The 25,291-nt window shown below is 32.8% G+C and carries 26 protein-coding genes and 1 tRNA gene; 16 read left to right on the top strand and 11 right to left on the bottom strand.

The window, feature by feature from the left end; translation table 11 throughout:
* Nucleotides 1-22: 22 nt before the first annotated feature.
* The 3 genes from AB8B52_RS02800 to AB8B52_RS02790 all read right to left on the bottom strand — a co-directional run bounded on the left by AB8B52_RS02800 (nucleotide 23) and on the right by AB8B52_RS02790 (nucleotide 2,856).
* Nucleotides 23-298, bottom strand: a complete 276-nt coding sequence (locus AB8B52_RS02800) for a hypothetical protein (RefSeq protein ID WP_406025022.1) — start codon at nucleotides 296-298, stop codon at nucleotides 23-25.
* 211 nt (nucleotides 299-509) lie between these two features.
* Nucleotides 510-2,357 (bottom strand): cation:proton antiporter, encoded by a 1,848-nt coding sequence (locus AB8B52_RS02795; protein WP_406025020.1) that lies wholly within the window; start codon nucleotides 2,355-2,357, stop codon nucleotides 510-512.
* A 163-nt stretch (nucleotides 2,358-2,520) separates the two neighbouring features.
* Nucleotides 2,521-2,856, bottom strand: coding sequence for a DUF202 domain-containing protein (locus AB8B52_RS02790; protein WP_406025018.1), 336 nt, complete (start codon nucleotides 2,854-2,856; stop codon nucleotides 2,521-2,523).
* A 156-nt stretch (nucleotides 2,857-3,012) separates the two neighbouring features.
* On the opposite strand from AB8B52_RS02790, the gene AB8B52_RS02785 reads away from it, so the two are divergent.
* The 6 genes from AB8B52_RS02785 to AB8B52_RS02760 all read left to right on the top strand — a co-directional run bounded on the left by AB8B52_RS02785 (nucleotide 3,013) and on the right by AB8B52_RS02760 (nucleotide 10,410).
* Nucleotides 3,013-3,873 carry an MBL fold metallo-hydrolase gene (locus AB8B52_RS02785; protein ID WP_406025016.1) on the top strand — a complete coding sequence of 287 codons (861 nt, stop codon included), beginning with the start codon at nucleotides 3,013-3,015 and terminating at the stop codon, nucleotides 3,871-3,873.
* 12 nt (nucleotides 3,874-3,885) lie between these two features.
* Nucleotides 3,886-5,487: a S8 family peptidase gene (locus tag AB8B52_RS02780; protein WP_406025014.1), complete on the top strand. Its 1,602-nt coding sequence runs from the start codon at nucleotides 3,886-3,888 to the stop codon at nucleotides 5,485-5,487.
* A gap of 116 nt (nucleotides 5,488-5,603) precedes the next feature.
* The gene (locus AB8B52_RS02775; RefSeq protein ID WP_406025013.1) at nucleotides 5,604-7,403 is read left to right on the top strand and encodes a M1 family metallopeptidase; all 1,800 of its coding nucleotides are present in this window, start codon (nucleotides 5,604-5,606) and stop codon (nucleotides 7,401-7,403) included.
* Nucleotides 7,404-7,483: 80 nt separating this feature from the next.
* On the top strand, nucleotides 7,484-7,891 hold the full coding sequence (gene rnpA / locus AB8B52_RS02770; protein ID WP_406025011.1) for a ribonuclease P protein component: 408 nt from the start codon (nucleotides 7,484-7,486) through the stop codon (nucleotides 7,889-7,891).
* Nucleotides 7,891-9,513, top strand: a complete 1,623-nt coding sequence (locus AB8B52_RS02765; protein ID WP_406025009.1) for a S41 family peptidase — start codon at nucleotides 7,891-7,893, stop codon at nucleotides 9,511-9,513. Before rnpA ends, AB8B52_RS02765 begins: the two co-directional genes overlap by 1 nt.
* Nucleotides 9,514-9,636: 123 nt before the next feature.
* Nucleotides 9,637-10,410, top strand: coding sequence for an OmpA family protein (locus AB8B52_RS02760; RefSeq protein ID WP_406025007.1), 774 nt, complete (start codon nucleotides 9,637-9,639; stop codon nucleotides 10,408-10,410).
* A 17-nt stretch (nucleotides 10,411-10,427) separates the two neighbouring features.
* Here AB8B52_RS02760 and AB8B52_RS02755 read toward each other — a convergent pair whose 3' ends face one another.
* The 3 genes from AB8B52_RS02755 to rpiB all read right to left on the bottom strand — a co-directional run bounded on the left by AB8B52_RS02755 (nucleotide 10,428) and on the right by rpiB (nucleotide 12,357).
* A complete protein-coding gene (locus AB8B52_RS02755; RefSeq protein WP_406025005.1) occupies nucleotides 10,428-10,874 on the bottom strand; it encodes a GNAT family N-acetyltransferase in 447 nt (148 codons plus the stop codon).
* 106 nt (nucleotides 10,875-10,980) lie between these two features.
* Nucleotides 10,981-11,898 carry a cation diffusion facilitator family transporter gene (locus AB8B52_RS02750; RefSeq protein ID WP_406025003.1) on the bottom strand — a complete coding sequence of 306 codons (918 nt, stop codon included), beginning with the start codon at nucleotides 11,896-11,898 and terminating at the stop codon, nucleotides 10,981-10,983.
* Nucleotides 11,899-11,922: 24 nt separating this feature from the next.
* The gene (gene rpiB / locus AB8B52_RS02745) at nucleotides 11,923-12,357 is read right to left on the bottom strand and encodes a ribose 5-phosphate isomerase B (protein WP_406025001.1); all 435 of its coding nucleotides are present in this window, start codon (nucleotides 12,355-12,357) and stop codon (nucleotides 11,923-11,925) included.
* A gap of 838 nt (nucleotides 12,358-13,195) precedes the next feature.
* Here rpiB and AB8B52_RS02740 point away from each other — a divergent pair.
* Genes AB8B52_RS02740 through AB8B52_RS02710 form a run of 7 tightly spaced genes read left to right on the top strand, consistent with a single transcriptional unit; the run spans nucleotide 13,196 to nucleotide 18,173 of the window.
* The gene (locus AB8B52_RS02740) at nucleotides 13,196-15,430 is read left to right on the top strand and encodes a ribonuclease R family protein (protein ID WP_406024999.1); all 2,235 of its coding nucleotides are present in this window, start codon (nucleotides 13,196-13,198) and stop codon (nucleotides 15,428-15,430) included.
* Nucleotides 15,431-15,467: 37 nt separating this feature from the next.
* The gene (locus AB8B52_RS02735; RefSeq protein ID WP_406024997.1) at nucleotides 15,468-15,719 is read left to right on the top strand and encodes a hypothetical protein; all 252 of its coding nucleotides are present in this window, start codon (nucleotides 15,468-15,470) and stop codon (nucleotides 15,717-15,719) included.
* On the top strand, nucleotides 15,686-16,015 hold the full coding sequence (locus AB8B52_RS02730) for a YbjQ family protein (protein WP_406024995.1): 330 nt from the start codon (nucleotides 15,686-15,688) through the stop codon (nucleotides 16,013-16,015). The genes AB8B52_RS02735 and AB8B52_RS02730 overlap by 34 nt, the downstream gene beginning before the upstream one ends.
* A gap of 24 nt (nucleotides 16,016-16,039) precedes the next feature.
* Nucleotides 16,040-16,276, top strand: coding sequence for a hypothetical protein (locus tag AB8B52_RS02725; RefSeq protein ID WP_406024993.1), 237 nt, complete (start codon nucleotides 16,040-16,042; stop codon nucleotides 16,274-16,276).
* 4 nt (nucleotides 16,277-16,280) lie between these two features.
* On the top strand, nucleotides 16,281-16,952 hold the full coding sequence (locus AB8B52_RS02720) for a head GIN domain-containing protein (RefSeq protein ID WP_406024991.1): 672 nt from the start codon (nucleotides 16,281-16,283) through the stop codon (nucleotides 16,950-16,952).
* Nucleotides 16,953-16,995: 43 nt separating this feature from the next.
* Nucleotides 16,996-17,676, top strand: a complete 681-nt coding sequence (locus AB8B52_RS02715; protein WP_406024989.1) for a LysE family translocator — start codon at nucleotides 16,996-16,998, stop codon at nucleotides 17,674-17,676.
* 14 nt (nucleotides 17,677-17,690) lie between these two features.
* The gene (locus AB8B52_RS02710; protein ID WP_406024987.1) at nucleotides 17,691-18,173 is read left to right on the top strand and encodes a GldL-related protein; all 483 of its coding nucleotides are present in this window, start codon (nucleotides 17,691-17,693) and stop codon (nucleotides 18,171-18,173) included.
* Between the two features lie 182 nt (nucleotides 18,174-18,355).
* On the opposite strand, the gene AB8B52_RS02705 is transcribed toward AB8B52_RS02710, so the two are convergent.
* The 3 genes from AB8B52_RS02705 to AB8B52_RS02695 all read right to left on the bottom strand — a co-directional run bounded on the left by AB8B52_RS02705 (nucleotide 18,356) and on the right by AB8B52_RS02695 (nucleotide 19,233).
* Nucleotides 18,356-18,426: transfer RNA gene (locus AB8B52_RS02705), tRNA-Cys, on the bottom strand.
* A 95-nt stretch (nucleotides 18,427-18,521) separates the two neighbouring features.
* Entirely contained in the window at nucleotides 18,522-18,884 is a 363-nt protein-coding gene (gene folB, locus AB8B52_RS02700) for a dihydroneopterin aldolase (protein WP_406024985.1), read from the bottom strand.
* A 148-nt stretch (nucleotides 18,885-19,032) separates the two neighbouring features.
* On the bottom strand, nucleotides 19,033-19,233 hold the full coding sequence (locus AB8B52_RS02695; protein WP_406024983.1) for a zinc ribbon domain-containing protein: 201 nt from the start codon (nucleotides 19,231-19,233) through the stop codon (nucleotides 19,033-19,035).
* A 164-nt stretch (nucleotides 19,234-19,397) separates the two neighbouring features.
* Between AB8B52_RS02695 and AB8B52_RS02690 the strand changes: the two genes are divergently transcribed.
* From AB8B52_RS02690 to AB8B52_RS02680, 3 genes are all read left to right on the top strand, one after another.
* Nucleotides 19,398-21,410, top strand: coding sequence for a glutamine--tRNA ligase/YqeY domain fusion protein (locus AB8B52_RS02690; RefSeq protein WP_406024981.1), 2,013 nt, complete (start codon nucleotides 19,398-19,400; stop codon nucleotides 21,408-21,410).
* Nucleotides 21,411-21,490: 80 nt separating this feature from the next.
* Nucleotides 21,491-22,951, top strand: a complete 1,461-nt coding sequence (locus tag AB8B52_RS02685) for a carboxypeptidase-like regulatory domain-containing protein (RefSeq protein ID WP_406024979.1) — start codon at nucleotides 21,491-21,493, stop codon at nucleotides 22,949-22,951.
* Nucleotides 22,952-23,066: 115 nt separating this feature from the next.
* Nucleotides 23,067-23,555 carry a DUF1761 domain-containing protein gene (locus tag AB8B52_RS02680; protein ID WP_406024978.1) on the top strand — a complete coding sequence of 163 codons (489 nt, stop codon included), beginning with the start codon at nucleotides 23,067-23,069 and terminating at the stop codon, nucleotides 23,553-23,555.
* A 141-nt stretch (nucleotides 23,556-23,696) separates the two neighbouring features.
* Here the strand turns inward: AB8B52_RS02680 and AB8B52_RS02675 are convergent, their stop codons facing one another.
* Nucleotides 23,697-24,218, bottom strand: coding sequence for a hypothetical protein (locus AB8B52_RS02675; protein WP_406024976.1), 522 nt, complete (start codon nucleotides 24,216-24,218; stop codon nucleotides 23,697-23,699).
* On the bottom strand, nucleotides 24,211-25,143 hold the full coding sequence (locus AB8B52_RS02670; RefSeq protein WP_406024974.1) for an SPFH domain-containing protein: 933 nt from the start codon (nucleotides 25,141-25,143) through the stop codon (nucleotides 24,211-24,213). The genes AB8B52_RS02675 and AB8B52_RS02670 overlap by 8 nt, the downstream gene beginning before the upstream one ends.
* Nucleotides 25,144-25,291 lie beyond the last annotated feature (148 nt).

Genomic DNA, 25,291 nt, shown 5'->3' with positions numbered 1-25,291 from the left:
TAATATAACTTATGTCTGTTTACTAGTTACATGCGCTTCCTGCTGCCTCTACAGCTGCAATTACATCTGCAAAAGTTTCATCATCACCAAGATCAACAACTTGTTCTTCTCCGAAAACAGTAATAGTATATGTTCCGTCACCATTATCACAATATTCTGTAGAAAGACTAGTTCCTAAAAGATCAATGTTACAAGTCTGACAAGGATCAGATCCATTATCATTGTTGTCATCATCATCAGAACATGATGTAAAGCCTAAGGTTGCGATTACTGCGAAAGATAAAATAAGTTTTTTCATAATTAAATATTGAGATTTGTTAATTTGATGCAAAAGTGCATAATTTCTTACAATTAAAAAAAAAGAGTTGATTGAAAGTAATATTTATACGAAATCAATAATATTTTATCATAACTATAGTTAAAATCTTATTTTAACTGCCTGATTATCAAATAATTCATAACAATACTTTGCTAACTTATTTAATTATTTACGGCTTATTAAATAACTTTTAGTCATCATTAGCCACCTTTTCTACATCAAAAGGTTTTCCTAAATACACAAGTTTATGTTTTTCACCGACATCGTCAATATCCGTATTGTAAGACGAAATAATATGTAATTCACCATCATTACCCTTTAAAAACAAAGGAATCATATCTTTATTTTTATTAGTAATATCAATAAGACTCAAATAATGTTCTTTATTTTCTATATCAATCTCTTGAATAGAAGGGTAATTTCGGGTTACTTCAGCAAGCGTTGTATAATCATCTGTATGAGAAAACAGACCTTGTTTTGCATTATTATCAGGATTATTCATTTCCTCAGAAGTCACCAATCTAAATGAACCATTTTCACCAAACTGATCACTAAATTTATTAATAGCATATTTATTAATATCAGAATTTCCGGTCATTGCCATTAAATAACCCACATCATTTAATTCTATATTGTCCGATAAATTATCAGAATAAATATTAGTATTCAAGGCTTCAAGTCCTAGCTCATGTGCTTTGTCTATATTATTCTGATTACTATCAATCAGAACCACGTGCCTTCCGTTAGATTCTAAATAATGTCCAAGTAAACGCGATACTTTAGAAGCGCCTACAATTAAAATTCCGTTCGACCTTGTTAAAAACACACCAACCATTTTTGCAAATAAACGTGCTGTGGTTGCGTTTAATAAAACCGTTCCTAACACAATCATAAAAACCAGAGGAGTAATGTATTCCGCACCTTCCACTCCTTCTTTTATCAATTTACTTCCAAAAAGTGATGCGATACCTGCGGCAACAATACCTCTTGGCCCAACCCAGCTTATAAAAAGCTTTTCGTTAAGATTTAACTTAGAGCCTTGTGTGCTTAGAAATACAGCAATTGGTCTTATCACAAAAACAACAATGGCGAAAAGCGCAGCCGTTTTCCATGTGTAGAGTAACATTAAATCTTCGATATTGATATTCGCAGATAAAAGAATGAATAATATAGAAATTAATAAAACACTTAAAGATTCTTTAAAATAAAGTAACTCTTTAATATTATCTAACTTACTATTACCTAAAACCATTCCCATAACCACCACAGCTAATAAACCAGACTCATGAGCAAAGACTTCAGACTCGACAAAAACTAATAAAACCGTAGAAAGTGAAACAACATTAAGTAAATAGTGTGGAATAAACTTTTTGTTAATAGCAAACGCTAGAGCGTGCGCAAATGTGAACCCAAATGTGGTTCCGAATAAAACAATTTTACCAAACTCCATTAAGGCAGTTTTTGTAAAACCACTATCTCCTCCAACACTTATAAATTCGAACACCAAAACGGCCACCAAAGCTCCAATTGGGTCAATAAGAATGCCTTCCCATTTTAGTACCGTTGAAACATCTTTTTTAAGCGGAATGTTACGCAAAATAGGCGTAATTACTGTAGGGCCTGTTACAATGATTAAACCAGCAAATAAGAAAGATAAATCCCAACTAAGATTAAATGTAAAGTGTGCCACCACGCCTGCTCCAAAAAAGGTCACCGCAGAACCTAAAGTAATTAATTTTGTAATTACAGGACCCACATTTTTTATTTCAGATCGTTTTAAAGTTAAGCCACCTTCAAACAGAATAATACTGATGGCAAGCGACACAAAATAATAAAGACTGTCGCCAGGAAAAAGACCTTTTTCGCCATTCCAAATTGGTTCTATCCATTTTGTACCATCTTCGCTTAAAAACTCAGCAGCAATTGGTCCTACCAAAAGACCAATAAGAATTAAAGGTAATATTGCTGGGATTTTAAACTTCCAAGCGACCCATTGTGCTAATATCCCAAGTATAATAATTCCTGCTAATTCTAACATCTATCTACTTTTTTTGTGAAAATACTAAATAATACGTTTATAGTTCGTTTTTAGTAAATTTAGAAATTGAAACGTATCCTTTTAATCTGCCGTAAAAAATTGCAAAATTATAGACTTAGCAGTTGAAATGAAAATGAAATCTTTTATAAAACCATATCTTATTCTAATCTTGTTTCTCTTCCGCTTTATAATAAAGCTGTTTCAAACTTCGCTTTAATAAAGTAAATCGATACACTCCAACTATAAAAAATATGACACAAAATACTAAAGCTGTGAGTGCTAAATATTCAAAATTAGCAAAGGCCTTTAGCTGGTATAAAGCAATGCTTCCAAGTAATAAATACAATGATGATCTTACATAAGACAAAAGTGTGCGCTCATTAGCCAATCGCGTGCGTTCAATAGCTAAATAATCTCTTAAAATTATTTTTTGATCGGGTTCAAAATCGCGCCCAAATCGTAACAATCGCATTTTCTTTTTATGAGAAGTAAGTTTCATTAATCCTTGTATTTTTCTTTCTAAATGTAATTATTTTTAAAGCGAGTTTAAAACCCATTTCAAATATTTGTTAAATATCCATTAATTAATGCGGCTTTACCGCTTTTATTTTTAACACTTTTAGTAATTTGCAATATTGTCTGACAAAGTAAATTTATGCAATTATATCCTATTAATGCTGGTAATTTTAAACTCGATGGAGGAGCCATGTTTGGCGTGGTTCCAAAATCACTATGGACCAGAACCAACCCAGCAGACAACAACAATATGATAGATATTGCTACACGTTGTTTATTAATTGAAGATGACAATCGTTTGATTTTGATTGACACAGGAATGGGCAATAAACAAAGCGAAAAATTTTACGGTTATTATTTTCTTTATGGAGATGATAGTATGGACCGCTCTCTTGCTGCGCATGGGTTTCATCGTGATGATATTACCGATGTATTTATGACACATTTGCATTTCGATCATTGCGGAGGAAGTATAGAATGGAATAAAGATAGAACGGGTTACCAACCTGCTTTTAAAAATGCATATTTTTGGAGTAATCCTGCACATTGGAAATGGGCAACAGAACCTAACAGACGCGAAGTAGCCTCATTTTTAGAAGAAAACATATTACCAATGGAACAAAGCGGACAATTAAAGTTTACTGAGCTTCCTAAACAGCATATTTTAAAGGATTCAGCCTTAGGTTTTGATATTTTCTTTGCGAATGGTCATACCGACAAACAAATGATTCCTATGATAAAATACAAGGATAAAACCATTTGCTTTATGGCAGATTTATTGCCTACTGTTGGTCATTTACCCTTGCCTTTTGTAATGGGTTATGACACCAGACCTTTACTAACACTTGATGAAAAAGCGTTATTTTTGAATATGGCTGCAGATCAAAATTTCTATCTGTTTTTAGAACACGATGCACATCATGAAATTATAACCGTAAAGCACACTGAAAAAGGAGTGCGACTCAATGAAACATTTACAACAAAAACCCTTTTTAACTAATAATAAACACTTATGAAACTTAATTACAAATTAATCGCCTGTTTAGGATTTGCAGGAACCCTCTTTTTAGGCTGTGGTAGTACAGGTGAAATAATTTCTACACCAATTGAAAATATTGATAGATCTCCATTAAAAGTATCTGACTTAACAGATGCTGAAAAAGAAAACTGGGGACATTTGGACCTTTTAAAAGATACCATTCCTGGTATGAGCGTTGATAAAGCCTATACCGATATTATAAAAGACAGAAAGGGTAAAAAAGTTATCGTTGCTGTTATCGATTCTGGTATTGATATCGATCATGAAGATTTAGATGGAGTCCTTTGGACCAACAAAAAAGAAAAACCAAACAATGGTATCGACGATGACAAAAATGGTTATATCGATGATATTCATGGTTGGAACTTTTTAGGCGATGCCTACGATGAACAATTAGAATACACACGTTTAATAGCAAGTGGAAATACCTCTGACCCTCGTTATAATGAAGCGGTTGCTTTGTTAGAAAAAGAACGCGAACAATATTTAGGCACAAAAACAAGATACGAGCAAATTGCACAAGCAGTAAATGGTGCAGACGAAGCCTTAACAAAACATTTTGGAAAAAGTGATTACACCATGAAGGAAGTTAGTGCAATTAAAACTGAAGACGAAGCATTATCTCAAGCTATTCAAATTGCTAACCAAATGAATGGGAATGGCATTTCGCTATCTGAAGCAAAAGAGCAACTTAAAGATGGTTTAGAAAGTATTAATGAACGTTTAAACTTTCACTTTAATACAGATTTTTCTGGCCGTAAAACAACAGATGACATTAACGATCTTACAGATATTGGTTATGGTAATGGAAATGTGAAGCCTGTTAAAAAATCTGAATCTCATGGTACACACGTCGCTGGTATTATTGCCGCAGAACGTAACAACGGAAAAGGTGCTAATGGTGTGGCAAACAATGTAGAAATTATGTCTATTAGAGCGGTACCAAATGGAGATGAGTACGATAAAGATGTGGCTTTAGCCATTCGCTATGCGGTAGATAACGGAGCAAAAGTGATTAACGGTAGTTTCGGAAAATCGTTTTCACCACATTCAGAATGGGTACGAGATGCTATAAAATATGCTTCAGATAATGATGTGGTATTTGTACATGCAGCTGGTAACTCTAGCGAAAATATTGATTTAGCGCCAAATTTTCCTGACGATAATGTTGACTTTGTTGAAATATCAAATACCTACATTAGAGTTGGTTCTTTAACTTCTAAATACGGTTCTAACATTGTTTCTGGTTTTTCTAACTACGGAAAAAAGAACGTTGATGTTTTTGCACCAGGTTCTGCGATCTATTCTACATTCCCAGAAAATGAATATAAAAGTATCAGTGGTACGTCTATGGCTTCTCCTGCTGTAGCTGGTGTGGCCGCTTTAATCCGTTCTTATTATCCAAAACTAACAGCTGCACAAGTAAAGCAAGTGATTTTAGAATCTGGTTTACCGATTACAACAAAAGTGGTTGTTGGTGGTGATTCTTCTAACGTAAAATCATTTGCAGATTTATCTAAAACAGGTAAAATTGTAAACGCTTACAATGCTTTAATTATGGCTTCAAAATTATAGACGCTTGTCTATACTTTATTCATATATACTGAAATTAAGTTATTTAGGAATTCAAAAAAAAACCTAAGTAACTTAATTTCTTATTAACGACCTTTTGTCATCTAAATAAAAATCCAATGAAATATTATATTCTTAGCTTTCTATCCCTTTTTTTAATGACCTCTTGTGGTGCGACGCAACAACCTACAAAAGCGATTAAAACTTTGAATACCGTTACAAATGGGTATTGGCAACAGCATGCAGATTATGCTATGGAAATTGACATGGACGTCGATAATTATCAGTACAAAGGAAACCAAACACTCGTTTATACCAATAATTCTCCAGATGTACTTAACCGTGTGTATTACCATTTGTACTTTAATGCATTTCAGCCTAATAGTGAAATGGATGTGCGCTCAAGAACCATTGCAGATCCTGATGGACGCGTTGGCGACCGTATTAGTAAACTTCAACCTAATGAAATTGGTTACATAAAAGTCAATTCATTACAACAAAACGGGACAGCACTATCTTACGAAACTGTGGGTACTGTTTTAGAAGTGCAACTCAACCAAGCTATTCAACCTGGTGAAAAAGTCACTTTTAAGATGAATTTTGACGCGCAAGTCCCTATTCAAATTCGTCGTTCTGGTAGAGATAACAAAGAAGGTGTGGCTTTATCCATGTCGCAATGGTATCCTAAATTAGCAGAATACGATGATGAGGGCTGGCATGCAGATCCTTACATTGCAAGAGAATTTCATGGTGTTTGGGGAGATTTTGATGTAAAGCTTACCATAGATGCAGCTTATGTTGTTGGAGGTACTGGTTATCTTCAAGGCGAACCCGAACTAAAAAAAGGAAAGAAAACACATCATTTTAAAGCTCCGAATGTACACGATTTTACTTGGGCTGCAGATCCTGATTTTATTCATGATACGTTTGAAATGCCAAATGGTCCAAAACTTCATTTCTACTATAAAAAGGATTTAGACCAAAAATATCTTGATAATTGGAAAAAATTACAATCGGACACAGCACTTTTAATGGAATTTTTCAATACAAATATTGGTACCTATCCATATGAGCAATATTCAGTGATACAAGGTGGTGATGGAGGTATGGAATATGCCATGTGTACGCTTATTACAGGAAAGCGTGAATATGGAAGCTTATTAGGTGTAACAGCACACGAGTTGGCACATACCTGGTTTCAGTTTTTATTAGCGTCTAATGAATCTAAACACGAATGGATGGATGAAGGTTTTACAAGTTATATTTCAACTTTAGCCATGAATTCTTTAAGAGAAAATAAAAATCCTAACCCTTTAGCTAGAACGTATGCTGGTTATATTGCTTTAGCAAATTCTGGTGTTGAGCAACCCTTAACAACACACTCTGACCGTTATGCTACCAATAGAGTTTACGGAACTGCTGCCTACAGCAAAGGAGCCGTATTTTTAGCACAATTAGGCTACGTTATTGGAGACACTAATTTAGATAAAACCATTAAAAAGTACTTTGATGATTTTTCGTTTAAACATCCCAAACCATTCGATATAATTAGAACCGCAGAACGCATTACAGACTTTGAACTCGATTGGTATTTTATAGATTTTGCACAAACCACAAATACTATTGACTATAGCGTAAAAGCTGTTGAAGGTACATCCATTACTTTAGAGCGCGTTGGTTTAATGCCAATGCCTATTGATTTATCTGTCACTTACACAGATGGTTCTGAGGAAGAGTTTTATATTCCGTTACAAATGATGCGTGGAGAAAAACCCACCTCAGCAACCATGATTAAAGATTGGGCTTGGGCCATGCCAACTTACACTTTTAATGCTAAAAAAACTGTAAAATCTGTTGAAATTGATAGTTCTAAAATGATGGCAGATGTAGATCGTAAAAATAACGTGTTTACAAAATAGTAAAGACTAATAATATAAATCTAGTAAAACCGCATCCATTTGATGCGGTTTTCTATTTTTGTGGCATCTGATTACAACTCATGAACTTCAACTATTCAAAAAAAGATAAACTAAAAAGTAAAAAGCTCATTGAACGGCTTTTTACCGAAGGTAAAGCAGTTACCGCTTATCCGCTGAGGTTGGTGTATCTTAAAACTGAATTTGAAGATGGTTCGCAACTAAAAACTGGAGTTTCCGTAAGTAAGCGTCTACATAAAACAGCCGTTTCTAGAAACCGAATAAAACGCCTTCTTAGAGAAGCTTATAGACTTAATAAACCACTGTACTTTAACAATAGTTCCGTATCTTATGCGTTTATGATTTTATACCTTAGTAAAGATGGAACGACTTTTGATAAATTGAACCACAGTATGCAATTGTTGTTTAAAAAATTTTTAGCTCAAAACGAGTCATCACCAAAAAATTCAGATTCTAATACTTCTGACTAATGAAAAAAAGAATACTTATTCCTGTTTTAGCTTTAGTCGTGTTTTTTAGCACCACGGCTTTTAAAAACGATTTTTTTGAAATTGCGAAGCAAATAGAAATATTTACCACGCTTTTTAAGGAAATTAACATGAATTATGTGGATGATACCAATCCTGGTGATCTTATGGATACAGCCATTAAGAGCATGCTTCAAGATTTAGATCCGTATACCCAATTTTATAATGAGCAAGATGTTGAAGCCTCACGTATTAACAATGCAGGAGATTATACTGGTATTGGTGCAAAAGTTTTAACCTTAAAAGACAAATTAGTTATTGTTGAACCTTATAAAGATTATGCTTCCGATAAAGCCGGACTTAAAGCTGGTGACGAAATTATAAAAGTAGATAATGTTACGGTTGCCGATTTTAAAGATGACGCAGCTAACTTATTACAAGGAGCTGCTGGCACTGAAGTATCTGTAACTTACAAACGCCAAGGTAAAACCAATACGGTAAAAATTATTAGAGAATCTTTAGAGATTAAAGCCGTACCACACTACTCCATGGTAGATGAAAAAACGGGTTACGTCGTCCTTAGAAAATTTAATAACAAAGCCTCATCTGAAACTATTAGTGCTATTAAGGCACTTAAAAACCAAGGGGCAACACAATTAATTTTAGATTTGAGAGGAAATCCTGGAGGCCTATTAAACGAAGCGGTTAATATTACAAATATTTTTGTGCCAAAAGATCAACTCGTTGTAACTACAAAATCGAAAGTAAAAAAATATAACAAAACCTATTACACTAAGCGTGATGCTATTGATACAGAAATTCCATTAGTGGTTTTAATTGATGGTCGCAGTGCTTCGGCAAGTGAAATTGTTTCAGGAGCTTTACAAGACATGGATCGTGCTGTAGTAGTCGGTACACGTAGTTTTGGAAAAGGCCTTGTACAACGGCCTAAACCATTGACTTATGGTACGCAAATGAAAATTACCATATCTAGATATTATACTCCTTCTGGCCGTTGTATTCAAGCTTTAGATTATTGGAATCGTGATGAAAACGGAAAAGCCACAAGAACAAAGCAAGAAAATTACAATGCATTTAAAACCAAAAATGGACGCGATGTTTTTGATGGTGGTGGTGTACAACCCGATATTGAAGTTGAATTTTCTAAACAAACACCAATTACAAAAGCCATTTCTAACGAAAATCTAGTCTTCAACTTTGCAACTGATTATTATTACAATCATAAGGTTGAAGATTTAAAAAGCTTCAAGCTTTCAGACACGGACTTCAAAAAATTTAAAAGTTATTTAAATACGAACGGTTTTAATTTTAAAACTAAAACTGAAAAAGCATTAAATGATGCCATTAAAGTGGCGGAAGAAGAAGAACTTGATGCAATAATAAAATCTGAATATAAAGATCTAACAGACGCTTTACAGTCTTATAAATCTAATGCTATTGATGGCAATAAAACACAATTAAAAACATTACTTACAGACGAAATTATAAAACGTTATTTCTACAGTGAAGGTCTATACACCTATTACACTGCAAACAATGCTGAAATTAAAAAAGCCTTGAGTGTGCTCAATAATCCATCGCAATACGCGAGTATTTTGAGATAGAAAATTATTTTTTTTATATTTAACAACAAAATTGTTTTCTGTACGTAAGAAAATTATACCAAAATGAGACCCCTTATTATCTTTTTATGCCTGTGTTTCCAGCTCTCTTTTTCTCAAAAAGAATTGAAGCACGAAGTGTATTTTGAAACAGACAAACACGATATTCCAGAAACAGAGCACAGCCGATTATTACTCTTTTTATCTAAAATTGAAGATATTGATATCCAAAGAATATCTATCTATGGATTTACAGACGATAGAGGCAGTAATAATTACAATTTAGTATTGTCTCAAAACCGTGCAGAATCCATAAAAGAAGTATTTTCTAATAATGAATTTGATGAATCTGTTATTACTAATGTTGATGGTAAAGGTGAAATTTTAGTCAATCTAATTCGTGAAGATAATCTGAGTAAAATACGTGGTTTAAATCGAAAAGTAGAAATTATAGTCACACCTGTTTTTCCACCAAAACCTAAAGAAGAGGTGACTGAAAAAGTAAATACTGAAGATATCCTTAAAGGAGATTTAAAAGAAGGAGACAAAATTTTACTAGAAAACTTACTGTTTAGAACCGGTTATAGTTACTTAACCAAGGATTCTAAAGTGGTACTCGATAAAATTGCTGAGATCTTAGCAGAACGTACCAATATTTATTTTACGATTGAAGGCCACGTATGCTGCACACAAGGTAATAGAGATGCTGTAGATCGCAAAACCAAAAAGCGAAATCTCTCCGTAGCACGTGCAAAATACATCTATGATTATTTAGCTAAAAAAGGGGTAAAACATTACCGCATGAAATTTGTAGGTATGCGCAGAAAAATGCCGCTTGGTGGAGAACCAGAATTAGATAGACGTGTTGAAATATTGGTGACAAAAATTTACGATAAATAAAGATTTTAATTTAATATTTACGTTGAGCGCAACATGGCAATATGCGGAATACCATCTTCTAAATACGCTTCTCCTATTTCTATAAAATCTAAATTATTATAAAATTGTTTTAAATACGTCTGAGCAGAAATCTTAATAGTCGTTTCATTATAATATGTTTCTATAGCTTTTATTGAAGCATGCATTATAGTGTTTCCATATTTATAATGTCTTTCTTTTTGTAACACCACTACTCTACCAATACTTGCATTTTCAAAATAATCGCCTGGTTTAAAAATACGTGTGTAAGCCACTAATTTATCATTTTTATACCCTAATATATGAAGTGCTTTTTGATCCTTTCCATCAATATCTTGATAAACACAATCTTGCTCAACTACAAAAACTTCGCTTCTTAGTTGAAGTAAATCGTACAACTCTTGAGTTGTGAGTTCTTGGAATGATTTTGTTTTAATTTCTAACATGTAATAATGTGCTTTATTTACTTCTAAAATTTCTTAATGATTAACGACATATAATAATATAAATTCATGAGATTCCTTGCTAATAGCTATCGAGATTCAAAGGAATTTAATCTTGTACAATAACATCCTTAGCATCACATTTACCAAATTCTGGTTGAATATTGATATGATTTATTTCGTATTTATGAAAAATTAAATCTTCAATTTCTTTCAGAATAACATCAAATTCAGACAGAGAAATATCCTGTTTAAAATCGATATGTGCTTCTAAATGAATTTCTTGTTCATTAAGTTGCCAAATATGCACATGATGCACATTTTTAATAGCTTCTATGGTTTGTATGTCTTCAACAATAGCTTTTACTGAAGTCGCTTCAGGTGTAAATAACATTAATACTTTAAACGAATTTTTTAGCAAGTCCCAACCCATAACTATTAGATAAATGGCAATCGCAAAAGTAAGCACACTATCAATCCACCAAATTTGATAGAACTTCATCAATACACCACCAATTAAAACGGCTACACTAGCCATCATATCTGTTAAAAGATGAAGGTAAGCGCTTTTCATATTCATATTATCATCCGCATTTTGCTTCAATAATAAAACACTAAATCCATTGCCTAAAATGGCAATTAAAGATAACCAAATAACTAAGTTAGATGCTATTTCTTTGGGATTCTGAAAACGCTCTACAGCTTCAAAAATTAAAAGTATAGCGACAATAATTAACGTAGAAGCATTAATGAAAGCTGCTAAAATTTCGGCACGTTTATAACCAAAAGTACGTTTTAAGGACGCTTTTCGTTTCACAAGCTTATTAGCAATGTAACTAATAATTAAAGACACGACATCACTAAAATTATGAAGTGCATCACTCAACAACGCTAAACTACCTGAAATTAAGCCACCAAAAACCTGGGCAGCTGTAATTGCAATATTTAAAACAATAGAAATTAAAAGATTACGACCATTATGATCCTTGTGATAATGTGTATGGTTATGGGAATGTGAGTGACCCATTTTATATCAATTTATAATCGATATTTAACATGACATAGGGATCTTATCAACACGATTTTGATGACGTCCACCTTCAAACTTAGTTTGTAAAAATGTATCGACCATTTTAATGGCTTGCGGAATAGAGGTAAAACGTGCTGGAATACAAATAATATTAGCATTATTATGTAAACGCGTAAGTTCTGTAATTTCACTCGTCCAACAAACTCCTGCTCTCACATGTTGGTATTTGTTAGCTGTCATTGCTACACCATTTGCACTTCCACAAACTAAGATTCCAAAATCCACTTTTTTCTCTTCTACATCTTTAGCAACAGGATGCACAAAATCTGGATAATCCACACTATCTAATGTATCTGTACCGTAATTAGTAACAGTAATACCTTTAGCTTCTAAATGTGTTACGATAGCAAATTTATAATCTGGTCCTGCGTGATCGTTACCTATTGCAATTTTCATAATGATGTTATTATGTTGTTAGACCTCAAAGTTAATAATTGCTTATAACTAAGCATAATTTATAATAGTTTACTTATTGAAAAATTTTAGATTTAAATTACATGAGTTACGCATTTAAAAAGTATTGTTTATAAGTGACACTAAAAATGATAAGTACTTGTTCATAACTATTTGTAATTACTGAAAACTAAAATTAGGTTTATCCAGTTATTTTTCACAACCAAAATTGGAAGTTCTTAACCTAATTAGTTAGCACTTTTTTTAAATTTAGTTATTAAAGGTCGTGTCTATAGAAATGAACAGTATTTTACAAAAAACATATCATGTATTTCTATTAACAACATTTATTAACACCTGTTCATAGTTTTTAAATTTAACTTTAAAATGAAGTAGTTACCTGTAAATTTAATGTTAATTAAACTATTGTAAAATGTAAACTACGTAATATCAAAACAAAAACAAATAAAGTTATCGTAACTATTAACAGCCTATAATAAGCACCATTTATTTTTTTAAATTTTAAAAGAAAACTGATGATATGTATATATATGTTGATAAGTCTAAAATGAAACAAAAAAATAAAGAAGTCTAAAATTTTATAAGGCGTTTTTATTAATTTAACCTTCACTAAACACCATTAAAAAATTAAAACGTAACTTTGTGCTAAACTTAGTAATAAATTAACGTGGTCACTGAGCGTAGTCAAAGTGAAAATGTTGACCTCTCTTCGCTAAAATTAAGTTTTAAATAACATAGTTATTCCACACTTGTTCCATAAAAACAAAAGATTTTACAAGTGTATCTAGAATAACAAATACAATAATAGATTACAAATTAAATGACAAAAAAGAAACACAGGAAACCTTCAAACAATAAGATTTCCAACCTTACAAATACAATTCTTAGTATTTTAAAAAAAGACAGAAACCAAACTTATAATTACAAACAAATTGCTGCTAAACTTGGTGTTAACGATGCTAGTAGTCGCAATCAAATTATAAAAAAACTACAACAACTTAAAGCAAAACAAGAGATTGAAGAGGTTGATCGTGGTAAATTCAAAATCGTAATGAACAACGAATACCATACTGGTATTTTAGATTTAGCCGCTAAAGGAAATGGCTATATTATTTCAGACGATTTTGAAGACGATATTTTCGTAGCATCCAACAATATCAATAAAGCTTTAAATGGTGACGAAGTAGAATTCTACGCTTACAAAAGAAAACATCGTGGTAAGCAAGAAGGAGAAATTACCAACATTATAAAGCGTGCAAAAACGGAATATGTTGGTACCATTCAAATCCATGAGAAAAAGAACTTTGCTTTTGTAGTACCAGATAGCAATAAAATGTACACTGATATTTTTGTGCCTATTAATAAAATTAATAAAGCAGAAGATGGAGATAAAGTTTTAGTATCTCTTGAAGAATGGCCAGAAAAAGCAGATTCGCCTAACGGAAAAGTGATTAAAGTTTTAGGAAAACCAGGTGAACACAGTACCGAAATTCATTCCATTTTAGCAGAATATGGTTTACCAACTGAGTTTCCTCATGAGGTTGAAGAATTCGCCAATAAAATAGATACGTCTATTAAGCCTGAAGAAATCGCCAAACGACGCGATATGCGTAAAGATTTAACCTTTACCATAGATCCTAAGGATGCTAAAGATTTTGATGATGCCTTATCATTTAAAGTCTTAGATAATGGCTTATATGAGATCGGAATTCATATTGCAGACGTGTCACACTATTTACAACCAGGAACGATTTTAGATGATGAAGCTTACGAGCGTGCAACGTCTATTTATTTAGTAGATCGTGTGGTACCAATGTTACCAGAAATTTTATCTAATGGAGCTTGTTCATTACGTCCACACGAAGAAAAATATACCTTTTCTGCGGTGTTTCAAATGAATGATAAATGCGACATTAAAAATGAATGGTTCGGACGAACAGTCACCTATTCCGATGCACGTTTTGCTTATGAAGAAGCGCAGGCTATTATTGAAAATAATGCTAAAGTAAATGAAGTTGAAGTTTTAAAGCATCCAGAAAAAATAGATACTACAATACCGACTGAGGTTTCACTTACAGGTGTAGCATATCAAACTAGTGTTGAAGTGGCACAGGCGACGATAAAAATGAACCAACTTGCCAGAAAAATGCGTAATGCACGTATGCGAGATGGAGCTATTTCTTTTGATAAGGTTGAAGTAAAATTCGATTTAGATCAGGAAGCAAATCCAGTTGGAGTATTTTTTAAGACCTCTAAGGATGCTAATAAAATGATTGAAGAATTTATGTTATTAGCTAACAGAAAAGTATCTGAATTTATTGGTAAACAAAAGAAAACCTTTGTATATCGTGTACACGATGAACCAGACCAATCTAAATTAGCACAATTACAAACGGTTGTTGCGCGATTTGGTCATAAATTAAATTTTAATGATAAAGGCAGTATTGCGTCGTCTTTAAATAATTTATTGAAAGATGTTCAAGGAAAAAAAGAACAGAATTTAGTAGATACTTTAACGATTCGTACCATGTCTAAAGCCGAATATACGACTAAGAATATTGGTCATTACGGTTTAGCATTCGACTATTACAGTCATTTTACATCACCAATTCGTCGTTATCCAGATGTAATGGCACATCGTTTATTACAACAGTATTTAGATGGTGAAAAATCTGCTAACGAAGAAATTTACGAAGAAAAGTGTAAACACTCAAGTAACATGGAATATTTAGCCACCAGAGCTGAGCGCGATTCTATTAAATACATGCAGATTCGTTTTATGCAAGATCATCAAGATGAAAACTTTGTAGGAGTGATTTCTGGAGTGACCGATTGGGGAATTTATGTAGAAATAATTTCTAATAAATGCGAAGGTATGGTCAGTGTAAGAGATATGAAAGATGATCACTATCAGTTTGATCAAGATCAGTATGCTATGGTTGGTAATAAAACAGGAACCTCTTATCAACTTGGAGAAGAAGTTGTTGTAAAAGTGAAAAATGCGGATTTAACCAAGAAACATTTAGATTTTTATATGGTTGGAAAACCAGAATAAAATGACGAGATTTAAAATCAATTAAATAGAATGATTTATGGAGGATAAAAGTTGTAAAAAATGTGGATCCAATAAAGTAATTGAAAACTTAAGTATTGTGGATCATGGCCACATGAATGAGAAAAAACAGTTATCCATTCATATACAAACTACGGATCAACTATTTTTTAATAAATTTGAAAAAGGAAAGTTAAATGCCCATGTTTGTGGTTCATGCGGAAAAGTAGAATTATATGTTGCTAATCCGGATGAATTATGGCAGGCCTTTCAAAAACACCAAGCCTTATGATTTTAACCACAACCAACTCCATAGAAAACCATAAAATAATAGATTATCTAGGCATCGTTACAGGTGTTGCCATTAATAAAGATACTTTAGCGATGGGATTTAGCATGTCTAAATATTATACCAAAGTACAAAACAGTATTGAGGCGGTAAAAGAAGAAGCATTTCAAACGTTACAAGACAATGCAGCAAAGCTAAAGGCTAATGCAGTGGTTGGTATAAAAGTAGAAATTGAACTAACTGCAAGCAATTATGCGATGGTTTCTGTCACAGGAACTGCCGTAAAAGTAGCGGTTTAGTTTTTAAATAATAAAAGCATTTTCATGAAAATTAAGACAAAAGCAAGTGTATACATCTTCTTAATATTCCTTGTGACTTATTTGGTTTTAAGGTTTGGAATACAACTGATATTTCCAGAAATTAATACTTATGTACTAACGGCAATAGCAGCGTCAATTACCATTATAGCTTCACCAAAACGACGTATTGTAAGAAAACCATCCGGAAATGAAATTCATCTCAAATGGTTTTTTAGTGAAAGAATAATTGTTTTAAAATAAACACATGAAATATATACTCTTAATTGCAACATTAACCATTGGTTTTTTAAGTCATTCCCAAGAAGGAATAGAACGTGTCATTGGTGAATTTTCAACTGTAAAAGTGTTCGATTTAATTCAGCTTAAAATGATTGAATCTGATGAAAATAAAGTCACTATTTCAGGTAAAAACAGAAAAGATGTGGAGATCATTAATAAAAATGGCATCTTAAAAATCCGTATGAATCTCGAAGAAAGTTACGATGGTAACGATACGGTTGTTGTTTTACATTATACGTCAGTTGATGTTATTGATGCTAATGAAGGAGCTTTCGTCATAGTTAAAAATACTATTGACCAATACGAAATAGATTTAAGGGTACAAGAAGGAGCCGTTATTACAGCAAAGTTAAAAACAACCTATGCTAATATGAGAGCGGTAACTGGTGGTGAAATTAATACCACAGGAACATCTAAAAATCAAGATATTACTATTTATACAGGAGGTGTATTTAACGGTAAAGATTTTATTACAGAACAAACTGAAGTCGATATCAATGCAGCTGGTGAAGCGTATGTGCATGCTACAGAATCTGTAGATATTAGAATTAAAGCTGGAGGTGATGTTTATATTTATGGTAATCCAAAACAAGTAGAAGAAAACACCTTACTTGGTGGCACAATAAAACGCATGTAAATTCGGCTGAGTTTCTTACATTTGTGTAAACAGCAAGTTTTACATGTTAGACGATATCTTAACAGCTATTCCCTTCGGAATTATTTTAGCGTTTACCATTGGTCCTGTGTTTTTCGTTTTACTCGAAACCAGTGCAACCAAAGGGTTTACAAGTGCTATTATTTTCGATTTAGGTGTCATTTTCGCTGATATTGTTTTTATCCTCGTTATTTTTAAAAGTACAGATACGTTATTAGACAAAATAAAAGACGATCCAAAATTATTGGTTTTTGGTGGAGTTTTATTAGTTATTTACGGACTCATTAGTTTTGTAAAAACCTCCAAATCATTTCGTTCTATTGTTAGAGAACATCACAGAATTAATATTCCTAAAAAAAATTACGGAAAGTTATTTGTAAAAGGCTTTCTTCTTAATTTTATTAATATTGGAGTCCTTTTAGGTTGGTTAGGTTTTATAGTCATTGGTACCTCTATTACCACTTCAGAAAATGGGGTTTTCGTTTTTATTTCAACCATGCTTATCGCTTATTTTTTAACGGATCTTGTTAAAATAGCAGCAGCAAAACGCCTAAAAAATAAGTTAACACCAAGACGAATTTTTAAGACTAAAAAAATTGTAGCATTAGTAATTTTAGTCTTTGGTATTATACTGTTAAGTCAGGGTCTTTTTCCTGATTTGTATGAAAAGAGCAAGGAACAGATTGAACGGGTGAATCCTATTTAGAATAAGTTTATAAAATGAATTCTAAGATTTTAACTTTTCCATTGCGTATTGCTCTTATAATTTTAATATTTGGTGCTTTATTCAAAGTTATGCATTGGCCTTATGCGGCAATACTAATGTTTATTGGTAGTGTTTCTTTAGGTTTGTTATATGCGGTTCGTTTCCTTAAAAAACAACATAAAATAAAACTAGATTATGTGAAGTTTGCTCTAATTTCATTGTGGATAATCAACTACTTAGTAAATGCTTTTCACCTTGTTGCGTTACCTTATATTTTAGAAGCATTAATTATTATTTTGTTTGTTTGGTGGTTTATAGAAGAAGGCGTTTATTATTTATGTATAGGCCTAACAGTATCTGCACTATTTTTTGCTCTAATTTTTAAAATTCAACATTGGCCTTATGGAGCATTATTATTTACTATCGGAATTTTAATGCTAAATATGTTGTTGATTTTTGATTACTTTTTAATAGATAGAACAAAAGCAATTTTATAGAAACGCTCTAGATGTTGCTGGTTAGCCTTAATCAATTTCTCATTTTTTTTTAAATAAAAAACCCTCAACATAAGTTGAAGGTTTCTTGAGGTTTCGAGCGGATTCGAATGGCGTATACTTTAATCTAAATTTTTCTAAAATTTAAAATAAAAAAAGCGCTACTAAAAAGTAACGCTTTATTGAGGTGTCGAGCGGATTCGAACCGCTGTAGCAGCTTTTGCAGAGCTGAGCCTAGCCACTCGGCCACGACACCCTAACTTCCTGCGAACGCAGAAATCTTATAAATTTAAACATAAATTAACAAGAGCGCAAATATAAAAATTATATGCGTTCTATGCTTAAATAGCCTTACTTTTTTCTCTTTTGGGTGATTTTTATAGTTACCATCTCCACATCACCACCAATAGGTGGATTTATCTTACTAACCGCAATAGTCGCTTTTTGTACCAAGTCATCTTCACTAAAAATACGATCTAAAATCCGTTTAGCCACTGTTTCTAAGAGCTTAGAAGGCATTGCCATTTCTTCTCTTACCACTTTATTTAAAAAAACATAGTCGACAGTATCAGCTAATTCATCAGATATGGATGAGGTTTTTAAATTAACTTTAACTTCTAAATCTACTCTGTAATCGCTACCAATGGCAGTTTCCTCTTTTAAACAGCCGTGATGAGCGAATACTCTAATATTTTCAACTTTTATTATTCCCATATCACAAAAATAAATATTTATGTCTGGTCGAGCGCAGTTGAGACCTATTGATTATTAAATAAGTTGAGTAGAGATAATAGATAAAACCAGATTTAATAATACCAGTGTTAGCATCTGTAAAGGCACAAGCGGTCTTTAATCTTTTTTATTAATTCGTAAACAAATCAAAAACATTACTAAGTGCGCTCGTTTTGGCTTTATAGAATTCTGTGTAGGTACATTTTTTACAAGTTACTGAAGTAAATTTTTTATTCTGAATGTCAAATATTTTAGAGAATGTACCTCCTGTAGCTCGCATTTCATCGACTTGATAAGTCGTATTATTACATTTTGGACATTTATAGTTCATTTCATTTTACATTTTTGGTTCACTCTATACGTAGCGAATGGTTCATAAATGTTACAATTTGTGTAATTTTGTCCTTATCCTATGACGCTTTAGCTAAGTAGGCCTATTTTCATTTCAATAAAACAACCTAATACCTATTTCCTAATACCACATACCTAAATAGAATGTCAGAAGAAACAAAAGCACTCAATTTTATTGAGCATATTATAGAAGAGGATTTAGCAAATGGCTTACCTAAAGAGAAGTTGCGATTTCGTTTTCCACCAGAGCCTAATGGGTATTTACACATAGGTCATACCAAAGCTATTGGTATTAGTTTTGGGTTGGGTGAAACCTATAACGCTCCTGTAAATTTAAGATTCGATGATACCAATCCTTCAAAAGAAGAGCAAGAATATGTAGATGCTATTAAAAAAGACATCGCTTGGTTAGGTTACACGTGGGCTAACGAATTGTATTCTTCAGACTATTTTCAAATCTTGTACGATTGGGCCATTTTGATGATAAAAGACGGCAAAGCTTATGTAGATAGCCAAACGTCAGAAGAAATTGCCAAACAAAAAGGGACTCCAACACAAGTAGGAACAAACAGTCCGTATAGAGATCGTAGTGTAAAAGAAAATTTAGAGTTATTCGAAGGTATGAAAGCTGGAAAATTTCCTGCTGGCACACATATTTTGCGTGCAAAAATAGATATGGAAGATTCAAACATGCTGATGCGAGATCCTATGATGTATCGCATCATGTATTCTAAACATCACAGAACTGGTGATGATTGGTGCATTTATCCTATGTACGATTGGACGCATGGTGAAAGCGATTATATAGAACAAATTTCACATTCTTTATGTTCGTTAGAATTTAAACCACATAGAAAACTTTACGATTGGTTTAAAGATCATGTATATGAATACGCAAAGGATAAATTGCCTTTACCACCAAAACAACGCGAATTTGCACGTTTAAATCTTAGTTACACCATAATGAGCAAACGTAAATTATTGCGTTTGGTAGAAGATGGAGTGGTTTCTGGTTGGGACGATCCACGTATGCCAACTATTTCTGGTTTGCGTCGTCGTGGTTACACACCAAATTCAATTCGAAAGTTTATTGAAAAAGTAGGAGTGGCTAAGCGCGAAAACGTCATTGATGTATCACTTTTAGAGTTTTGTATTCGCGAAGATTTAAATAAAACGGCAAATCGTGTGATGGCGGTTTTGGATCCTGTAAAAGTGGTTATCACCAATTATCCTGAAGCTAAAGAGGAATGGTTAGAAGCTGAAAATAATCAAGAAGATGACACTGCTGGTTTTAGAAAAGTGCCTTTTTCTAGAGAAATCTATATCGAAAAAGACGATTTTAAGGAAGAAGCGAGTAATAAATATTTCCGATTAAAATTGGGTGGTGAAGTCCGCTTGAAAAATGCTTACATCATAAAAGCAAATGCTGTTGTTAAGGATGAGAATGGAAATGTAACAGAAATTCATTGCACTTACGATACGGATACCTCTAAAAAAGTAAAAGGCACCTTACATTGGGTATCCATAAAACATGCCATTACAGCAGAAATTAGGGAATACGATCGCTTGTTTAGTGATGAATCTCCAGATAGTGACAAGGATAAAGATTTTATGGAATTTCTAAACCCGAATTCGTTAACTATAAAAACAGGCTATTTAGAACCGAGTTTAGCAGAGGTTAAAGCTGGAGATCAGTTTCAATTTCAAAGGCTAGGGTATTTTAATGTTGATGATGACACCACTTCAGAAAAGCTGGTGTTTAATAAAACGGTCGGACTGAGAGATAGTTGGGCAAAGCAAGCTCCAAAACCGCAAAATAATGTAGTCACTGAGCCTAATCGACGTGCAGAACAGAAGCGTCCTGCCATAAACGTTATTCAGCAGTTTGGTAAAAAGTACACTAATTTACCAGAAGAAAAACAACAAAAAGCTAAAGCTGAAATTCAAACACTGGCTAAGGAGGTGACTTATGATGAATTAGAGCCTTTATTTGGCACTGCAATAAAAAAAGCAGGCACACGTGCTGTAACTTTAATTGCGTTGAAAGTATTGCTTAAAAATGGTTTAGAACGAAACGAAGCGATAAACGATTTTATAGAAAAAGCAAAAGACGATAAAAACGACGTATTAGCTGCAGAAGCTTCAGAGATCTTATAGATGATTATTTAAAGTGAAATGGTAATGTGTTACATTATTTATAGTATTTTTAATAACTCTAACTTTTTTAGCTTTAATGTATGAAATATCTCCTTTTTATTGCCACGCTGGTAATTAGCCACTGTCTTTTCTCTCAAACCATTACAGGAAAAATAGTAGATTCAGAAAATAATCCAATTCCTTACGTTACGCTTCAAATCGGAGCTAATTATGGTGTTATTACCAATGATGAAGGCGTGTTTAATCTCGAAGTTGATAATTTTTCAGAGACAGATATCGTTTCCATTTCATGTTTAGGGTATAAATCTGTAGACTATAAGTTATCCGATTTTAATAAAGAAATTTATAGACTAGAAGCCTCTATAAGTGAGCTTTCAGAAGTTTTCGTCACCAACAAACAACTTTCTGTTGCAGAAATTCTAGAAAAGGTAAGAGCTAATAGTTCTGAAAATTATGCTAAAGAAGGAGCACAACGCGTTTTTTCGCGGAGTACAAGTAATTTTGAACTTCGTGATTTTGATTTCGATCTTGTAAAGTCTTCAAACTTAAAGAAGTCTAAAATTAAAACGTTTAATAAAGAATTTGAAGACTTAAAGGGAAATGTGGTGAGCAAGAAGTCAAGATATTATGAAGATGTGTTAGTCGATTTACTAAAAACGTCAGATAGTTTACAAATGGCTGTAATTAAAGCGACCAAATTAATAAATGAAGACAAGGATTTATCTACAAATTCAATGAATTCTAAAGCTATTGAGAATGCTTTTGCACTGTTAGATTCTTCAGCGACTTATAAATTAAAGTCAGGGTTTTTTAAACTCGAAGATTCTTTAAAAATAGGAGATATGATTCAAGATAGTACCAAATCTAACAAAGGCGATACTAAAGGATTAAAATCTCAAATAGCCAGGATTATTAGAAATAATACAGTAAGCGAAGATTCAAAACTCGAGTTCATTTTTGAAGAAGATGATTATGAGCACACCATTGAAGGTATTACCAATATCGATGACGAGACAGCCTATATTATCAGTTTTAAACCCGATAAATTTTCCGCTACCTACTCAGGTAAAATGTACGTAAATACATCTGATTTTGCCGTTGTAAAATTAGAGTATCAATATGCTGAAAATAAAATAGGACAAAGAGTGAGTCTAAAATTTTTAATGGGCATTAAATATGAAGAAAACGCCTATCGTGCCACTGTGATTTTTAAGAAAAATAACAACGAAAAGTACAGCCCTTATTTTATAAGTCAAGAAAGTGGTAATTATGTGTTTTTAGACAGATCGCTTAAGTTTACTCGGAACAACACTTCAGAACAAAGAGGTAAGCAAGTCTTAAAGTTAAAACTTATGGTAGAACAAGATTTTAATTCTAAAACGGAGCTCTATTTTATTAATAATCTAGATTCAGAAAACTTGGTTTTAGAGTATAAAAAAGAATATCCAATAGTCTCTTTAAAACAATACGATGCTTCAATCTGGAAGGATTATAATGTATTAACTCCGGTTCAAGCTATTATAGATTACGATAAAGAGTAAATTACTAAATCGAGAATGTAACGATGTAAAAATCGATTAATAAAAACCTCATAACCAATGGTTGTGAGGTTTTTTTGTACATTTAAAATATCTAACTAAAAAATCAAAAGAGATTATGGAATTACCAATTAACCCAATTGCCATACCAATTGCAGCAGTAGCTGCATTATTTGTAGGAGCCTTATGGTACCATCCTAAATTAGGATTCGGAATTGCTTGGATGCGAGCTGCAGAAATGACAGAGGAGCGTCTTAAAAGCGGCAACATTGCCATTATATTCGGTTTTGCATTACTCTTTGCAGCTTTATTAGGCGTATTGTTAATGCAATTTACCAACCATCAATGGGGAGCTATGGGCATGATTGGTGCCAAACCAGAACTCGCAGAACCATCTTTTGAAGCCTTTATGGCAGATTACGGAACTGCTTACAGAACTTTTAAACACGGAGCCTTACATGGAGCTATGTTTGGTGTTTTAGGTGCGCTACCAATACTAGGCATCAACGCCCTTTTTGAACGCAAAAGTGTAAAATATATACTGATACATGCTGGCTATTGGATGTTGACTTTAACCATCATGGGAAGTTTGCTTTGTGGTTTGTAACAGCCTTTTGTACAAGATTTATGGAGATTAAAAACAGGCATGTTCCTAATGGTTTATTTTAAGTAGCTACTGACAAAAAGAATTAAAAAACCCTCGACATATTTTCTCGAGGGTTTTCAATATAAAATAATAGGATACTATCTAATCTTTAATCGCTTCGGCAGTGACTTCATCTTCCGGAATGTCTAGTGCAGTTTCAAAGTCTGGTAGAATTTTATTGACTAGGGTTTCATTCTTTAATTGCTTCGTTTCTACAAACCACCAAAACTTTTCGGTTTCGTTATAAATCCCTAAGAGATAGCTTTTAGATGAAATGCGTTGTTCAGACATTTTCATTTGGTTAAAACCTTCAACGATACAACGGAATTGCCCTTGTTCTTTTACAATTTCAGACACCCCTTTAATATCTGCTTTTTCAAACACAAAACCTTGCAGTTTCATGCCCTCTAGAGTGGTTTTTAAAAGAGTGAGTGCTGCATCTTTTCCTCCCATCATGTCTATAACTGAAGGAAGCGTGTGTTTTAAAAGCGTATCAAAATCCATATCTAATGTGGCTTTAGATGTGGCTTTGGCGTCTCTTAAAGCATCGGTTTTGTTTTGTGCAAAAACGTTGAAACTAGTTACGATGAGCACCAACACGAGTATTTTATGTAATTTATTCATCTGTTTTCTTTTTGTTTTTAGAATTTTTCATGGCTTCACCAATTTGGTTACTTGCTGTAAAACTTGCTACCATGTCGTTAAGCATTTGGCTTCCGGCTTGTGGCGAGTTTGGTAATAATATTAAGTTACTATTGGTTTCTTGACCTATAGCTTGTAAAGTGTCATAATGTTGCGTAACTACAATAAGGGCTGAAGCTTCTTGAGAGTTGATACCAACGCGATTTAATACATCAACAGATTCTTCTAATCCACGAGCAATTTCACGACGTTGGTCTGCAATACCTTGGCCTTGTAAACGTTTGCTTTCTGCTTCTGCTTTTGCTTTTTCAACAATAAGAATACGAGCAGCATCACCTTCAAACTGAGCGGCTGTTTTTTCTCTATCTGCAGCATTAATTCGGTTCATCGCTGCTTTTACTTGGGCATCTGGATCAATATCAGTAACTAAGGTTTTAATAATATCAAAACCATAGTCTAACATCGCATCATTTAATTCTGCTTTTACTGCTAAGGCAATATCATCTTTTTTTACAAAAACATCATCTAATTTCATTTTAGGAACTTCGGCACGCACCACGTCAAATACATACGAGGTAATTTGTTCGTGCGGATAATCTAATTGGTAAAAAGCGTCATAAACCTTTTCTCTAATAACACGGTATTGCACAGATACTTTTAAGCGTACAAAGACATCATCGAGTGTTTTGGTTTCAATAATAACATCTAATTGTTGAATTTTTAAACTCAACTTACCAGCAATTTTATCTACAAAAGGAATTTTCATTTGAAAACCAGATTGTCTAATTTTATGAAACTTACCAAACCGCTCTATAATGGCAGCTGTTTTTTGCTTCACTATAAAAATTGAAGCAAATAAAATGAGAACGGTTAAAAATAAAATCGGAACTAAAATAAATTGACCCATAATATGTTTTTTAAAGGTTAGTTAATACGAAAGACTAAAAGTAAGTTATTTTAATTATTTTACTTAGGGTTGTCTTATTGAGCTTTTAAAAATAGCACGAAAAACACACAATCTTCTTTATTAGTAGGCATTTGTATTCTGTTTGTTA

Source organism: Winogradskyella sp. (assembly GCF_045105575.1).
Classification (GTDB): Bacteria; Bacteroidota; Bacteroidia; order Flavobacteriales; family Flavobacteriaceae; genus Winogradskyella.
The sequence above is the reverse complement of the archived record's forward strand: the minus strand, read 5'-3'. Positions and strand labels throughout refer to the sequence as shown.

What these genes read in the sequence shown, in the direction of transcription:
- AB8B52_RS02735 (WP_406024997.1), top strand. Translation starts at nt 15,468, where the DNA reads ATGGAGGATAAAAGTTGTAAAAAATGTGGATCCAATAAAGTAATTGAA.
- AB8B52_RS02685 (WP_406024979.1), top strand. Translation starts at nt 21,491, where the DNA reads ATGAAATATCTCCTTTTTATTGCCACGCTGGTAATTAGCCACTGTCTT.
- AB8B52_RS02790 (WP_406025018.1), bottom strand. Translation starts at nt 2,856, where the DNA reads ATGAAACTTACTTCTCATAAAAAGAAAATGCGATTGTTACGATTTGGG.
- AB8B52_RS02695 (WP_406024983.1), bottom strand. Translation starts at nt 19,233, where the DNA reads ATGAACTATAAATGTCCAAAATGTAATAATACGACTTATCAAGTCGAT.
- AB8B52_RS02775 (WP_406025013.1), top strand. Translation starts at nt 5,604, where the DNA reads ATGAAATATTATATTCTTAGCTTTCTATCCCTTTTTTTAATGACCTCT.
- AB8B52_RS02795 (WP_406025020.1), bottom strand. Translation starts at nt 2,357, where the DNA reads ATGTTAGAATTAGCAGGAATTATTATACTTGGGATATTAGCACAATGG.
- AB8B52_RS02720 (WP_406024991.1), top strand. Translation starts at nt 16,281, where the DNA reads ATGAAATATATACTCTTAATTGCAACATTAACCATTGGTTTTTTAAGT.
- AB8B52_RS02755 (WP_406025005.1), bottom strand. Translation starts at nt 10,874, where the DNA reads ATGTTAGAAATTAAAACAAAATCATTCCAAGAACTCACAACTCAAGAG.
- AB8B52_RS02785 (WP_406025016.1), top strand. Translation starts at nt 3,013, where the DNA reads ATGCAATTATATCCTATTAATGCTGGTAATTTTAAACTCGATGGAGGA.
- AB8B52_RS02690 (WP_406024981.1), top strand. Translation starts at nt 19,398, where the DNA reads ATGTCAGAAGAAACAAAAGCACTCAATTTTATTGAGCATATTATAGAA.
- AB8B52_RS02780 (WP_406025014.1), top strand. Translation starts at nt 3,886, where the DNA reads ATGAAACTTAATTACAAATTAATCGCCTGTTTAGGATTTGCAGGAACC.
- AB8B52_RS02675 (WP_406024976.1), bottom strand. Translation starts at nt 24,218, where the DNA reads ATGAATAAATTACATAAAATACTCGTGTTGGTGCTCATCGTAACTAGT.
- AB8B52_RS02680 (WP_406024978.1), top strand. Translation starts at nt 23,067, where the DNA reads ATGGAATTACCAATTAACCCAATTGCCATACCAATTGCAGCAGTAGCT.
- AB8B52_RS02765 (WP_406025009.1), top strand. Translation starts at nt 7,891, where the DNA reads ATGAAAAAAAGAATACTTATTCCTGTTTTAGCTTTAGTCGTGTTTTTT.
- rnpA (WP_406025011.1), top strand. Translation starts at nt 7,484, where the DNA reads ATGAACTTCAACTATTCAAAAAAAGATAAACTAAAAAGTAAAAAGCTC.
- AB8B52_RS02800 (WP_406025022.1), bottom strand. Translation starts at nt 298, where the DNA reads ATGAAAAAACTTATTTTATCTTTCGCAGTAATCGCAACCTTAGGCTTT.
- rpiB (WP_406025001.1), bottom strand. Translation starts at nt 12,357, where the DNA reads ATGAAAATTGCAATAGGTAACGATCACGCAGGACCAGATTATAAATTT.
- AB8B52_RS02730 (WP_406024995.1), top strand. Translation starts at nt 15,686, where the DNA reads ATGGCAGGCCTTTCAAAAACACCAAGCCTTATGATTTTAACCACAACC.
- AB8B52_RS02750 (WP_406025003.1), bottom strand. Translation starts at nt 11,898, where the DNA reads ATGGGTCACTCACATTCCCATAACCATACACATTATCACAAGGATCAT.
- AB8B52_RS02740 (WP_406024999.1), top strand. Translation starts at nt 13,196, where the DNA reads ATGACAAAAAAGAAACACAGGAAACCTTCAAACAATAAGATTTCCAAC.
- AB8B52_RS02715 (WP_406024989.1), top strand. Translation starts at nt 16,996, where the DNA reads ATGTTAGACGATATCTTAACAGCTATTCCCTTCGGAATTATTTTAGCG.
- AB8B52_RS02710 (WP_406024987.1), top strand. Translation starts at nt 17,691, where the DNA reads ATGAATTCTAAGATTTTAACTTTTCCATTGCGTATTGCTCTTATAATT.
- AB8B52_RS02670 (WP_406024974.1), bottom strand. Translation starts at nt 25,143, where the DNA reads ATGGGTCAATTTATTTTAGTTCCGATTTTATTTTTAACCGTTCTCATT.
- folB (WP_406024985.1), bottom strand. Translation starts at nt 18,884, where the DNA reads ATGGGAATAATAAAAGTTGAAAATATTAGAGTATTCGCTCATCACGGC.
- AB8B52_RS02725 (WP_406024993.1), top strand. Translation starts at nt 16,040, where the DNA reads ATGAAAATTAAGACAAAAGCAAGTGTATACATCTTCTTAATATTCCTT.